This is a genomic window from Butyrivibrio fibrisolvens, from assembly GCF_037113525.1.
In the GTDB taxonomy this organism is placed as follows: Bacteria; Bacillota; Clostridia; order Lachnospirales; family Lachnospiraceae; genus Butyrivibrio; species Butyrivibrio fibrisolvens.
The window spans coordinates 2,040,244-2,055,199 of sequence record NZ_CP146963.1 but is presented as its reverse complement, the minus strand read 5'-3'; the positions used below and the strand labels follow the sequence as shown (position 1 = coordinate 2,055,199).

The 14,956-nt window shown below is 39.2% G+C and carries 11 protein-coding genes; all 11 read right to left on the bottom strand.

The genetic code is table 11. The annotated features are described in order from the left end of the window. Positions 1 to 285: 285 nt before the first annotated feature. The 11 genes from WAA20_RS08480 to WAA20_RS08430 all read right to left on the bottom strand — a co-directional run bounded on the left by WAA20_RS08480 (position 286) and on the right by WAA20_RS08430 (position 14,509). Entirely contained in the window at positions 286 to 720 is a 435-nt protein-coding gene (locus tag WAA20_RS08480) for a dUTP diphosphatase (protein WP_073386073.1), read from the bottom strand. Positions 721 to 793: 73 nt separating this feature from the next. Beyond that, on the bottom strand, positions 794 to 1,702 hold the full coding sequence (locus WAA20_RS08475) for a nucleotidyl transferase AbiEii/AbiGii toxin family protein (protein WP_073386072.1): 909 nt from the start codon (positions 1,700 to 1,702) through the stop codon (positions 794 to 796). Beyond that, the gene (locus WAA20_RS08470; RefSeq protein ID WP_073386070.1) at positions 1,689 to 2,306 is read right to left on the bottom strand and encodes a hypothetical protein; all 618 of its coding nucleotides are present in this window, start codon (positions 2,304 to 2,306) and stop codon (positions 1,689 to 1,691) included. Before WAA20_RS08470 ends, WAA20_RS08475 begins: the two co-directional genes overlap by 14 nt. A 181-nt stretch (positions 2,307 to 2,487) precedes the next feature. Continuing rightward, positions 2,488 to 2,949: an RpiB/LacA/LacB family sugar-phosphate isomerase gene (locus WAA20_RS08465; protein WP_073386069.1), complete on the bottom strand. Its 462-nt coding sequence runs from the start codon at positions 2,947 to 2,949 to the stop codon at positions 2,488 to 2,490. Between the two features lie 380 nt (positions 2,950 to 3,329). Continuing rightward, complete coding sequence (locus WAA20_RS08460) at positions 3,330 to 4,637, bottom strand: alpha-amylase family glycosyl hydrolase (RefSeq protein ID WP_073386067.1); 1,308 nt, start codon at positions 4,635 to 4,637, stop codon at positions 3,330 to 3,332. Between the two features lie 18 nt (positions 4,638 to 4,655). Further along, positions 4,656 to 6,575, bottom strand: coding sequence for a GGDEF domain-containing protein (locus WAA20_RS08455; RefSeq protein ID WP_073386066.1), 1,920 nt, complete (start codon positions 6,573 to 6,575; stop codon positions 4,656 to 4,658). A gap of 173 nt (positions 6,576 to 6,748) precedes the next feature. Beyond that, positions 6,749 to 8,524 carry a substrate-binding domain-containing protein gene (locus WAA20_RS08450; RefSeq protein WP_073386064.1) on the bottom strand — a complete coding sequence of 592 codons (1,776 nt, stop codon included), beginning with the start codon at positions 8,522 to 8,524 and terminating at the stop codon, positions 6,749 to 6,751. Positions 8,525 to 8,614: 90 nt separating this feature from the next. Further along, positions 8,615 to 9,250, bottom strand: a complete 636-nt coding sequence (locus WAA20_RS08445; RefSeq protein WP_073386063.1) for a PilZ domain-containing protein — start codon at positions 9,248 to 9,250, stop codon at positions 8,615 to 8,617. Positions 9,251 to 9,556: 306 nt separating this feature from the next. Then, a complete protein-coding gene (gene ftsH / locus WAA20_RS08440; protein ID WP_073386061.1) occupies positions 9,557 to 11,422 on the bottom strand; it encodes an ATP-dependent zinc metalloprotease FtsH in 1,866 nt (621 codons plus the stop codon). 851 nt (positions 11,423 to 12,273) lie between these two features. Beyond that, the gene (gene rnhA / locus WAA20_RS08435) at positions 12,274 to 12,774 is read right to left on the bottom strand and encodes a ribonuclease HI (RefSeq protein ID WP_073386060.1); all 501 of its coding nucleotides are present in this window, start codon (positions 12,772 to 12,774) and stop codon (positions 12,274 to 12,276) included. A 49-nt stretch (positions 12,775 to 12,823) separates the two neighbouring features. After that, positions 12,824 to 14,509, bottom strand: a complete 1,686-nt coding sequence (locus WAA20_RS08430; protein ID WP_073386058.1) for a hypothetical protein — start codon at positions 14,507 to 14,509, stop codon at positions 12,824 to 12,826. Between the last annotated feature and the right edge of the window lie 447 nt (positions 14,510 to 14,956).

The following is a 14,956-nucleotide window of genomic DNA, read 5'->3' as shown; positions in this document are numbered from 1 at the left end:
GTACGAAATGCACAGAATATATATATGTATTTTCGCTATACACGATCAGAAAACATAATAAAAATAATCTATATTTCAAAATAATATCGGCTCAAATCCCTAAAATTCTTATACCAAAAAAATAATTGCTTTAATTAATTCCTGAAAAAAGAGGACTTTCCCTTTGTAAAAATCCTGCCAAAAAGAAAAGACCCTGCAATTACTATTGCAAGGCCTTTAAAAAAGCATATTGTTTTGATTTTTTAAGATTGTCTAAATCTCAGAATGAAATATCAAAAATATTTATTATGAAACACCTGTGGATCCAAATCCGCCTCTATCCGGTCCTTCAAGGTGCTCTACCTCTTCAAATTCAATAGCCGGCTGCTGCTTCATGATCCTGAACTGGCAGATACGGTCTCCCTTGTGGATCTGAGTATCTCTCATAGCAAGACAAGGCATACGCCACATATCCTGATCACCTGAGTATGAATTATCAATAACACCAACACTGTTGGTCTGAATTACTCCAAAATTCTTGAATGTTGAACTTCTTGGTGCAAGATGAGCTTCATATCCGTCAGGAAGTCTCATAGCAACTCCAAGCGGTACGAGTTTGAACTCTCCTGCCTTCATTGTCACATCTTCACTTGCTCTAAGATCGTACCAGTCTGATTTCCCTTCAACAAGTGTAAGTCTTTCTACATCTTTATCAAAATACTTGATGATAATCTTCTCCATTTAAGCTCCTCCCTGTATTTTATCCGTTACTCATTATACACCATTTTAAAACAATTACTGAAGCAGCATCTTCTTATCGATTATATTTAAAGATATCCATATCAGCAACAAGTGCTATTCCTTTAGAAATAGCCTCTTCATAACTTACATCTTCGTACAAAAGCTTCTTTGTAATATTATTATAATCAGATTCATAAAAATGACTTTCAATTATTTCCTTAAGCATCTCCTGAATATCATGCTCAGGCTGAGCTGCCGGATTATTTTTCGATTTCATTCTATCTTCACGAACCTTGTCAACAAGTTCACTTAATTCAGATTTAATCTCTATTTCTTGTAAAAGTTTTGCTATATCATACAAATGTCTTGAATCTCTGTCCTGCATATCCTGTAATCTATAATCACATATAGCAAATACCTTATCTATAAAGGTGCGTTCTAAAGACTGAACCTGTATATTTACAATTGCAGCATCAAACGGTATTGGCAATTCAATTCCTCGATTCAAGCAGAAACTTCCAACAAAACTATTCACTGCATGAACTTCTACAGGATATACTTCCTGGTAAAAACTGGTCTCTACTATAAGTTCAAGAGGTATATCGCTAAAAAATGAATCATACTCAAACACATATTTGTTATAACTATGCCTGGATTGAATATCACTAGGATTCGAAAGAATCAATCCCAGATTATCCGCAATTTCAAGAATAACAGCTTTAGTTCGTTTCTTTTCAGATTCTGTCGGCTTACGATTCATAGATAAATCAATATCTTCTGAAAATCTATCTATCAACCCATATGCCTTTGACAATGATGTTCCACCTTTAAACACAAATGGCAGATCACACTTAGAAAGTTCAAGAAGGAACATAGACTGTATTGTATCCTTTTCAACCATCTGCGTAGTACGATGTTCTTCTGCCGCTACTGTTCTAATTATTTCTTCCCATTGGCTACGATATTCTTTATACCAGCTCACCCATCAATCCTCCTTCATAGATATTTCTATAAACCCGGTCAGGATATAATGATAGATACTTTTTAACAATAGAAAAATCGAGGCTTACAAGTTTAACATACTTTTTAAGTTTATTTACTAGCTCTTCACCGCTAATCTCACTATATCTATCAAGCGTGGCCATCATATCAAGAAACTGCAACGCTTTCTCATTTTCCTTTGTAACATCTGTTACGGGCTTATAAATCACAATAGTATTTCCATCAATTTCCTGCTTACGCTGTTTTGTGCTTGCTTCATTACTGCACACTTCATAAAATGCCGGATTCTGCGTTGTAAAACCATATTTATTAGCAAGCCCAAGACCTGTTATATACCCTGAGGTAGTACCATTTACCGTCAGATACTTTTTTTCAATATATTTATCTATTGATACCTTTCCCTTAGTTCCAAGTATCGTGACATAGGGCAGAAAATAGACACCATTATATAAACGCTCCAACTTCCCTTCATCTACGAGTTTTTTCATCTCTTGCCTCAGATAATCTTTAGATTCACCCGGAAGCTCGCTCAAAAAAATTGGTTCTCCATTTTTATAATTAGCAATGATATAATCATATACCATATCGCTCACCTCACATTGTTGAAATTTCTCATTTCACTTTTATAATACTAGAAGATTGGATTTTTTTCAAGATATGACCTTTTTACGCAAATAGAGCCCCGGATACTATCCGAAGCTCTAATATGCTTTCAATCAGCATTCGATCTGCTTTTACAAATTAGTGCGCATTCCTGATTCAAAATCATTTTACAGGCACGCAGTGCTTATCGTTAATGTCACAAACCTTCTTAACTCTCCTACGATACTTCTCTTCCATAAGCGGCTCAGTACTTAGCCACGTCTTAACCACTTCCATCGCCATAAGCCCGCCAATGATCTTAGCTCCCAGGCACAATATATTAGAATCCGTATGCTGCCTAGCAAGCGTCGCACAAAGCGGATCCTGACACACAGCCGCATAACACCCATTTATCTTATTAGCAATAAGCGCACTTCCATAACCAACCCCATCGCAGAATATCCCCCTATCGCACTCACCCTTCGCAACCGCCAGCGCAGCCGGATACACAAAATCAGACAAGTCACACGACTCATTATCATATGTTCCAAAATCCTTAACTTCATACCCCTGCGCTTCCAGATACGCCTTAATCTCTTCTTTCATCTGTGTACCAGCATGATCATTAGCCATAGCGATAACCATATATTTACCTCCTTTATATAAACCATACCAATTCATTGCCAGACGAAATCCACAGCTAATACGGATTTCTAATTCTTAATCAATAAACGCATATACCTTACAAATACCTGAGGCGGGCAGTTAATAAACACATATCCCTTGCGGATTCCTGAGGCGGGCAGTTAATAAATGATTTGGTTGTCTTTGAAAATAATATTAAATTCAAGAGCTTGATAGATGGGGAATTATATTCCCGCTCAGGGGCCGTATGTTTAAGCGAAGCGAGTTTCGGACCCCTGGGAATATAATTTCTCAGATATCATGCCTTGAATTTTATATTATTTTCATGACAATCAAATCATTTATTAACTGCCCGCCTCAGGAATCCCCCACGACAGCGTTCAACACGGCCTCAGTATATACGCCGTATACGGCGGGATCTCGAGTCCACCGCCAAAGTCTACAATTTGGCCCGTTATAAGGTCTTCGGCTCTTCCTGCTCTTGCGTCGAAATGCGCTGTAAACGAAGCCCCATCTATATTGCAGGCAACCATAACTCTGTCATCATCCGCTTCTCTTTCCCACACGCACGCCTTATTCTGAAGCACAAGCGATTTAAAAGCCCCGTACTGAAGCGCATGCGAAGACTGGAATGCATTTACGCATCCCTTCACATAGTCTGTAAGATCGTTCCACTCCATCTTATCGAACATAGGCCTAAGCGCCGGATCTCCCTGAGACTTATCAGCCTTAAAGCCCCACTCACTGCCATAATATATAGATGGTATACCCGGCATACCGCACATAAGAGCATAAATTGGCTTAATGTGCTCAGGATTAGTCAGGATACTTGAAACTCTTGTAACATCATGATTATCAACGAAGGACCACAGATGCATTCCGCGATACAACGTCCAGTTTTCAGGTCCGAACTGACGCAGAAGTGAATGAGTTATCTCAAACAGGTTATAAGAGTTCATTGAGGAAAAGAGGCCCTTGTAACATTCATAGTTAGTAGCGCTGTCACACAGTCCTTCTCCGCAGATATTTCTGTAATCTCCTCCTATCATCTCGCCCATAAGGAAGAAATCTTCTTTCATCTGGGAAGATTCATAGCGAAGTCTTCTGATAAAGTTCTGATCAAGGCAATATGCAACGTCAAGCCTAAGTCCATCTATATCAAAAGTATCGATCCAGTACTTAACAGTATCAATAAGATAATCTGTTACTGCTGGATTTTGAAGATTAAGTTTAACAAGGTCAAAATTACCTTCCCAGCCCTCGTACCAGAGTCCGTCATTATAGCCATCGTTACCGCCAAAGTTAATGTGGAACCAGTCTTTATATGGGGAAGCTTCTCTTTTTTCAAGAACGTCAACAAAGCCCCAGAAGCCGCGGCCGACGTGGTTAAATACTGCATCAAGTATAACCTTCATGCCCGCCTTGTGGAGCTTATCAACAAGCTTTTTGAAATCATCGTTATCGCCAAGTCTTACATCAACCTTGCGATAATCTCTTGTGTTATAGCCATGTGTGTCGGAATCAAAAAGGGGATTAAATAAAACCCCCTTAACTCCAAGTTTTTTAAGATGCGGAACGTACGCATCAAGCTTTTTTATTCTCTTTTCAGGTTTACCGTCATTTTCAAATGGCGCGCCACAGGCACCAAGGGGATATATCTGATAAAAAACACTTTCATAAGCCCACATAATATTATTCCTCCCGTATTAATTAGTCGTATTCTTCGCTGCCTCTTTTTTCATCTGACGTTTCTTTTCGTACATGGCTTCATCGCCTTCTTTTTCTATCTCGCTGATAGACCTTTTATCTCCAGGTCTCCATACGCTGTAACCATATGCAATATGCATCTGCATCTCCTGATTGGAGTTCTGATTATAATCCCTGATCTTATCTTTCATTGTCTGTATGCATTCTTTGCATATACCGACAGCATTATCACATACGATAAAGGATGCGAACTCGTCACCACCGACCCTGTACACATATCCATATTCAGAGAATACCTGCATAAGGATACCGGATGCGGCAACAATATAATCATCTCCTGTTGCATGACCAAGAGTATCATTAACGATCTTAAGGCCATTAAGATCCAGTGCCACATATACGATCTGGAAATTACTATCTTTTTTCCTCTTAGAAGAATCCTTCATTCTGTCAGAAAGCTCACTCTCCTTAAGAAGAAAAGCGCCGCGGTTAGGAATACCTGTAAGAGCGTCCGTAAAGGCCATCTCCATGTAAGTACCGGCCTTATCGGCCTGTTTATTCCTATGGACAACTTCTTCAAAGATATTAATGAACATTCCGATCGTGAATATAAGAACACCAATTCTTGTAAAAAAGCTGCTGTCAAAAATAGATTTTATACTAAGAATATTAAGGTATCTGAACATGTCTACAAATCCTAAAATGGTTATGATAGCCAGTGAAATATCAATCCAGTTAGTATTAATATGAAGATCATTATCTTTTCTGAATTTCTGATCCATTATGAGCCTGACTATAACAAATATACCTGTTACGAGAATTAGGGCATCGGAAAGATAAACTGTCTCATGGAAATCGAAAATATCCCAGTAATTAACAATCGTACAATAAAGAATGAGTATTACAATTATCCAGAAAATAACATCAGAAATCTTTTTATGAGGTTTGAGCATAACTGTATCACTAAATACAGCGATCGGGTAAGCCATAACCATCAAAAGGAAATACGAAACCGTATGCATATACTCGGAAGTACCAAGAATATAGTCAAATAGATGCGTCTCTAACATCGACCAGGTTCCGACCAGGATGATAAGAGCTGCTAACGCCTCATAAATCTTGACAGACATATTACCCTTCATAAGAAGGCAGATAATAAGAACTGTCACACCAGTCACGATAATGATCAGGCATACTATAAATCTTGGAAGTGCTGAAAGAATACGATATCTGATATAAGAATTGGCAGGTTCGATCATAATATGATTGATCTTGGAACTGCTATAGACAGGAAACAGCTCAAGATAAACTGTATCACCCGCATCAGTAACATACAGCTGCATAGTTTTAAGGTATGTACCTGCACCACGGCTGCCAATGCCCGATCCGTGGCCATCACCTGCGTAGGCGATGTAATCAACTCCGTATTTATCACGGTAATCTATAAAATTAATAGCAACAATATCATCAAATGTTTTATCAGGTGAATCTTTAAGTTTTTCTGTTTCGGCTTTAGATACATCCACTATATCAACAAGAAAATCAAGATCGTCCGGAGTATCCCCATACTCATAGCCGTCATAATCCCTGTCATCAAAATAAACAATAAAGCCCATGTGCCTTACTTCAAAGCACAAAGATTCTTCACCTAAAAGTTCATCCGGAATAACCTTATGGAAAAGATAACTTTCTCTATCTTCGTGATCATAAAATTTGAGCTCATCAAGATTTACAAGATTGCCATCTTCATCGATCCAGTCCTGTGAAAAGTCAATACAAACACCGTCTTCTCTGTAAAACACAAGTTCATTGACATCTTTAGTCTGCAAACTGTAAATGGATGTAGACGCAATAAATGATATCGCCAGAAATCCCAATACAAGATATCTTACACGTTCACGCGTAAAGAAATTTTTCATCAGCACCCTCCGAAAGATATCCAAATGTCAGTAAAATGAGCCCTCAAAGAGTCTTTTCAAAGCTATTTCATTCAATAAATCGGCAAATAGAATTTCGGATAAAAAAGGAAAAAAATTAAGTGCTACGGGGAAGATTCTATAGATAAAAAAGGCTTTTCTTTTTGGAAAAACCCTTATTCTTTATCATTCTTATCAAGGTACATACTGCCATCTGCGGCAGAGATATAATCAGTCAGTTTAAGAGTCATATTCATATTAGTCAGACAGCTGCCCATACTTATGGCTGCACCATTTTTAACAAGTTCGCCAACCACTTTTTCTCTATAATCCTTCAGGCTTCCCTTTGAAGCATTTGGGAAAAGAGCTACAAACTCATCGCCGCCAAATCTGAAGACATTACCGCCCTCAGGGACGTGCTTCTTCATGGTCTTGGCTATAAGTTTTAATACCTTGTCGCCATACTCATGACCATAAGTGTCATTGAGTTCCTTAAAGTTGTCAGCATCAACAAATACAACGCCCCAGACGATGCCCCGGGCTCTTTCCTTGTTGAATCTTGATTCGACTATATCAGTAAGGGCGATTCTATTGAATACACCTGTAAGCTGATCCTTGTTGTAAATATCTTCAAGCTGCTTCATAGCATTAGTAAGCTGCTTTTTATGGAAAAGGTTCTTAAAGCCGTCAATAATACCCTCCTGCATATCAAGAAGGTTTGACCACTCATATAGAAAAGCAGGGTTTTTATGAATAGTAAAGCCAACAGCTTCATTACCAAAATGTATGGGACTGTAAAGATAATGATTTCCGGCAAGGTTCTGATCAATATATCCAATAAGCTCTTTTACAGTATTAAACTTAACACTTCTGCCTTTCACTACTGCAAGCTGCACTTTAAGATCAGGAGTTGAATAGCCTTCTACCGGAAAATGGGTATTCATATTAGGGTCAAATATTCTCTCATCTACAATAATATAGAATCCTTCGACGTGCTTCCTGCACATGAACAGTTCAATATCATTGAACATATCATGCATGGCAGACTCTTTTAAAACTTCTCTTTCAAGGCAGGCTATCTCATTTTCAAAAACTTCCCTGGCACAGTTTGAATCTATAACACTCTTAAGATAATTGCGGTAGTCGACCATTCCACTGTTAGGGCAGCCACAGCTCTCAGCATATATTACATTAGCATCTGTATATCTGTGTGAAGGTATATCCCTGCCATTCCATACATCAATTAAAATGTTCAGGGCCTGTTCACCGATCAGCTCTCTGTCCATGTTTACAGTTGTTATCTGAGGCAGGTAGTTCCTTGCCTTTTCAAGGTTATCAAATCCTGTAACAAGGAAATCTTCCGGGACATGATATCCATTAAGCTCTGCTGTCCTGCAGATACCGGTTGCTATATTGTCATTAGCGCACACGAAAGCATCCGGAAGTTCTTTATGATTTTTAATATAATCATTCATATATCGAACGCCCGTAGAGAACTCATAGTTTCCATAAAGGACCGGATTATTCAGTTCTGTAAGTTGATATTTCTGGAGACAGTCCAGATAAGATTCTGCCCTTTGTCTGTTTTCAAAATTGTCGCCAGGGCCTCCGGCGAAAACAAATCTTCTGCAATTATGGAAATTATAGAGATGATCCATGATCTCTTCTATAGGTTTCCTGTTATCTATACCGACATAGTAAAGGTCGGGAAATTCATGGCCGATGCTTACTGCGGGCTTTCCGCTTTCTCTGATCGATTTAATGAGCTTCTGAAGTACTTCATAGTCAGTGATATTGTTAGCATCAACCACAATACCGTCGAATTCCTCTAGAACAGGAAGATTAAAGATATTATATTCGCCGGTATTATTTTCCTTGTCTCGGCTCCAGTTACCAAAGCAGTTAAACTGGAAAAGAGCTATATCGAGATTCTCTTTTTTTATCTTCCTCATTATGCCTTCAGTCCAGGCATAAACTATATATTTGCGCCAACCATCTGTAAGTAAAGCTATCTTTTTCATATTATACGATAGGAACCCGAATCAGTTCTGATCCTGAGATTCCCCCCCATTCGTGTACCTGTCCTTGACCTTTTTGACAAAGGCCATTACATCAGTTCCCATATCATGCATCCTGCATCCGTAAGCTTCAAATTCATCAAGTGAGAATTTCCTGACAACTGTTGCCAGAACTACAAGATGCCTGCTTCGCTCTTTTTCCTGAAAAGTGATAGTAACTTCATCACCTATACGAAAAACAGCCTCTCTTTCCATAACAAACGATATTCCCCTCATGGAAATATCATAAATAACTACCTGAACATCCGCTTCTTTGCCAACATACGCAGAACCTTTTATTCCTACGGGATACCTTGCTGCCTTACGGTAGTTTTTAGTATCTATACCCTTGAGCCCTTCCATGTAATAAAACATATTACCCAGCTGCGAGATCGGCTGTATGAGACTGCAGACAAAATTATATTTGTTATTATCCTTGTCATGAATACTAAAAGAAAAATCGTGCATTTCATTTAATGGCACACCTTTATACTTGGGCTGGGTGACCATTATTCCATCACCTCTGGGACCTACGACCTTGCAGACAGCAGGGATCATCTTGTCCAAAATAGGGATATATATCGTTATCTCTGTTCCTGTAGAAAAATCGGTAATATCCATATTCACACCCTCGTGAGCTAACGAATTGGTGTAACAAATCCCACCAATATCGAGCCATGATTCACTCGCGACACCACTTCAACCATTAGTCACTCGTTTCACTCGTGACATGAGGTGAAGTTTGAAAATAAAATTTTCAAACTTCTCAAAGTGGTGTCGCGAGCTCCACCACTTCAACCATTAGTCACTCGTTTCACTCGTGACATGAGGTTAAAAATGAAACGTTACATACATCTAGTATACCACGATAAGAGATCGGAAACTACTGTGACTGATATTTGGGTCTGTTTTGCAGTAAGGATCCATTTAGATTTCAAGTGATTCCATACTCATCGCTGCAATATCATTTTTACGATTGAGTATCTCCATGAACTCGTCGCCTGTGATGGTCTCTCTTTCATAGAGGTATTTAGCTATCTCATCAAGCTTTGGCTTGTTGTCTTTGAGAATCTTAATTGCCTTTTCATGCTGTGTTCTTACAAGCTCTACCACTTTTTTATCAATAAGAGCCTGTGTCTGAGCTGAACATGCAAGGGATGCATCGCCTCCAAGATACTGGTTGTTTACTGTTTCAAGCGCCACCATGTCAAAATCATCTGACATTCCGTATCTTGTGATCATAGCTCTTGCCAGCTTGGTAGCACGTTCGATATCGTTGGAAGCTCCTGTTGTAACAGAGCCAAACTCAACTTCTTCTGCAGCCCGGCCACCAGTAAGAGTAGCTATCTCATTTTCAAGTTCAGTCTTGCTCATCAGATAGTGATTGCCCTCTTCCTCAACCTGCATGGTGTATCCAAGAGCCCCGCTTGTACGTGGTACGATGGTTATCTTCTGAACAGGAGCTGTTCCCTTCTGCATAGCCGCAACAAGGGCATGTCCTACTTCGTGATAGGATACGATGAGTCTTTCTTTATCAGACATGATCGAATTCTTTTTCTGATAACCGGCTATTACTACTTCTATACTTTCTTCAAGGTCAGCCTGATTTGCAAATCTTCTGCCATCTCGAACCGCTCTGAGTGCACCTTCATTGATGATATTGGCAAGCTCAGCACCGGATGTACCTGTAGCCATTCTTGCGATCTTATTAAAGTCAACGTCATCTGAGATTCTGATCTTCTTGGCATGAACCTTAAGGATATCTTCACGGCCTTTTAGGTCAGGAAGCTCAACAGGAACTCTTCTGTCAAAACGTCCCGGTCTTGTAAGGGCAGGATCAAGGGATTCAGGTCTGTTAGTAGCAGCAAGGATCATAACACCGTTATTACCCTCAAAACCGTCCATCTCAGTAAGAAGCTGATTAAGAGTCTGCTCTCTTTCATCGTTACCATTAAGCTGGCCGTCACGCTTTTTACCGATAGCATCGATCTCGTCTATAAATACGATACATGGAGCCTTATCTTTGGCCTGTTTAAAGAGATCTCTGACCTTGGAAGCACCCATACCTACGAACATCTCAACGAATTCTGATCCGCTCATGGAAAAGAAAGGCACGTTAGCTTCACCGGCAACAGCCTTTGCAAGCATTGTCTTACCTGTTCCGGGAGGTCCTACAAGAAGGATACCCTTAGGCATTGATGCGCCGATTTCCTTGTACTTGCCGGGATTATGAAGATAATCAACTATCTCCTGAAGATTCTCCTTGGCTTCCTCTTCTCCTGCAACGTCAGCAAATTTAATGCCTTCTGTAGACTGAACATAAACTCTTGCATTGGACTTACCAAGTCCGCCAAACATCATTGACTGACCTGAAGACCCGCCGCCCATCTTGTCCATAAGCCTGTTGGAAAGCCATCTTCCAAGAAGTATAAAGACAATTACAGGAACAACGAAGCTTAAAATAAACTCCATAAGAGGAGAAGTCTGTGTCTCAACTTCGCTGGAGAATGTTACTTCATACTGTGTAAGTCTTGATACAAGCTCCGGATCATCTATAGTTGCTGTAAAGTAATACTTGCCGTCATTGTTCTGATATACTATTTCATTTGAATAGATTTTGGCATTATTGATATTGCCGCTGGTTGTATCGCTGATGAACTGGCTGTAGGAAACCTCTTCTCTGTTATGACCCAGAATAAGGGGCAATACAAAAAGGTTAAGGAATACTATCAGGAGCAGTACACCTATATAATACATAATTAACGGCTTTTTCGGTTGTTTAACTTCGTTCATAGAATCCTTTCATGATTTAAGCAAAACTGCTCAGAGATTTGGAGGGGGAGATAGGTTGTGGCGGGGAGATTTGGCTAAAATAATCCTCGAGCTACCTTGCCACTCGTCGTAGGGGCTGTGGCTGTTCGCTTTAGGGTGTGTCGAAAGCACTAGGTTACTGTACGAATAAACAAACGATGCCCCTGAGCACTCCTCGTACGGATAACGCTCGAGGATTATTTTAGCCAAATCTCCCTGATCTACTTTATCGTCTTCCCAAAATTGCTGAGAAGCCTCGCTTAATATTACTTTTATCTTTTCATTCAATAATTCATTTATACTTGAATTTCAAAATTAGAATTCAGCATATAACGTATTGTATCATTATTTAGGCTTGAATAATCTAAATATAATATAAAGAATTCTGAAATATATCTTAGTAAACTCAAACTTCGTGTTTTTATATCAGGTAGGTAGTTATTCCTGAGAATGATAGTTAGTAGATGATATCGTTGTCATAAATAAAAGACTTAATATCAAAATATTTAATATCGCAAAAAAATTCATCACCATGTAAATACATCTATATGTTGGTAACAAGTATTTATACTTTCAAAAACAGAAAACTACCGATAGGACTTAATATAAATAAGCTTCTATCGGTAGTTATTCATCTATATCAACCATTTTATGTACATCGTAAATAAAAACTATACATTTTTGAATCAAAGATTCAAAAATGCAGTAAATAGGCCAATTGAGAATGCCTTCGGTATTGGGCCTATTTACCAACCGATTCATTGAATCACGAAACACGCAGTAAATGCGTGTTTCTGTAATTTACGTTCAAGAAAACATACTTCTTTTACATGTCAGCAGATTTCTTTCAGATTGCTGCCATCATCATGGAGAAGATTGGCAGGATCTTTGTCAGCTGCGGTTGTGGCAAGTTGGTCGCATCTTTCGTTTTCGGGGTGGCCGGCGTGGCCTTTGACCCAGTGCCAGGTGATGTTGTGGCCTTCTGCTGCTTTTAGAAGTCTTTCCCAAAGGGGTCTGTTCTTTACGGGCTTTTTCTGGGAATTGACCCAGCCTTTTTTGAGCCAGCCTTCAATCCAGTGTTCGTTGAATGCGCTTATGACGTATTTAGAATCTGAATAAAGGTCTATGATACAGGGGTGATTCAAGGCTTCAAGTGCCTTGATAACTCCCAGAAGCTCCATACGGTTATTGGTTGTCTTGTCGAAGCCGTCTGAAAGCTCCTTCATATGAAGTTCACCGTTTTTATCAACAAACTTAAGAACAGCGCCATAGCCGCCGGGGCCGTCAGGATTTCCTCTTGCGGCGCCGTCTGTGTATATTTCAATGTGATTCATAATGTAACTTCTCCTCAACTACGCATATAAGCTACCTTCTATATCGCGTTTACCCTTGCCAAATTCCGGTTCTAGTAAACTCGTCTGCCATGTTCTGGGCATCTTCTACGATCTTGGGATCGTAACCGATTATAGACAGAAGCTTAATAGCATTTCTGTTTGTTGCAGGGCCTTCTTTGATCATGTAGCTGAAGTGAACATCTGAATCTGTCACTTCACCTTCAAAGTGATAGTTATCATAAGAGTCTTTCAGCAGCTCTGTAAGCTCAATATCATGAGTTGCTGCAAAACACTGGATATTCTTGTGGTCAAGACTCTTAAGGATCTGAGTTGAAGCTGCGATACGCTCAATTGTATTAGTTCCGCGAAGTACTTCGTCAATAAGGCAGAATATTCTGTTGCCGCCTGTATTAGCTGCATCGAGGATTCTCTTAAGTGACTTGATCTCTACGATGTAGTAGCTGTCTCCTCCTGCAAGGTCATCGCGAAGGGCCATTGAAGAATAGATTCTGTAAAGAGGTGCCTTGTATGAGGATGCGTTTACAGTATGAATTGTCTGCGCCATAACAGCTGCAATAGCGCTTGTTTTAAGGAATGTTGACTTACCTGATGCGTTAGAACCTGTAATAAGCACGCCTCTATTAGCTTTAATACTGTTAAGCACTGGATCTGTCATGCATGGGTGATAGATATCAAGTGCCTCATAGTCTGTAGCACCTTCTGTGAACTCAGGTTTACAGTATTTTCCATCAAGAGAAGCTCTGTAACAAGCAACTGAAATCTCAGTTTCAATGCGGCCAAGGCCTGTAACGATGTCATCCAGGAGCTGTCCGTGATTCTTAACGAATTTGTACATGCTCTTAAACTTGAAAAGATCTATATGTGTGAACATGCAGACATAGTCAAGGAGCATGTTTATGGCATCGCCGCTTCCTGAAAGCCTTGCAGGATCGAGGATGATCCATGAACCTCTTTTGAATGAGTCAATCTCTTTTTCATACTGGAAAAAGACCTTGGTCTCTTCACTAAGGGTACCGTCCTTGATCTTCTTGAAAAGATCGATACCACAGAACATTCTGTTGATATATCCGAAGATGTAGATGTAGGGCGAGATATCTCCCTTAATGATAAAGTAAGTAACTGCGTTGTACAAAAGACATGCAATTATAACCAGTAAGAAGATCTCAAACTTAATAAAGCAACCAAATATGGATATAAGAATGAGAATATCTGCGATAATGTGAGGAAGTCTTGAAGGCATCTTAAGATCATCAAGAGATCCAATGTAGTCATAAAGAGAATATTTGCCGTAATTTGCCATCTTGGCAAAAATGAGCTGAGTCTCTATTCTCATATCCTCTTTATTCGTAAAGTTTTCTACCTGCTTTTCAAATGAATCGAAATCATCAGTCTGCATTGGAGTTCTGAGTCTGTAATACAGATACTCCTGACCTGCACCTGACTGGCAGTAGTTCACTCTGTCATAAACAGCATCAAGACCAAGGTCATTCCAGGTGATGTCATCTATAGATGATTCTTCTATATGATTTTCATAATATTTGGGAATTGCTTTTCTGCGATTTTCTCTGATATCGATATCAGATGGCTTCCCCCAGTTTCTTCTTGCCTTGCTTCTGAAATACTTCTCTGCTTTTAATTCATTTCTTTTACCAAGGATCGCTGCAATAACTAAAATTGCGACAATAATCCCCAGCACTGTAACATAAACCTGCATATCTAGTTCCTATCTTGTGTCTTATTTCTTTGCATATATAAAATGGCTAGGTTCTAGCTGATTCCTTAGGGCTGGCAGTTTATAAAGGATTTTCGTGTCATAAAAGAATTTCTAATTCAAGGCATGATATCTGGAATAATATATTCCGGGATTCATAAACTACAGGACGTAGTTACGACATGTTTAGAAGTTCATGGATGAACTTCTATGTCGGGAACTCGCTTCGCTCAGACAGATGAATCCCAAACAGAATATATCATTCCATCTATCAAGCTCTTGAATTTTAGAAATTCTTTTAAAGACGCGAAAATCCTTTATAAACTGCCAGCCCTCAGGAATCTTCAAAGTATTAGTAAAATTTTATATTTGCAAAGTTTTGTTCCTTACTTATAGTAGCGTATTTTTGGTTATAATGCGCTATATTTTATAAAAGTTTAATTATATAGG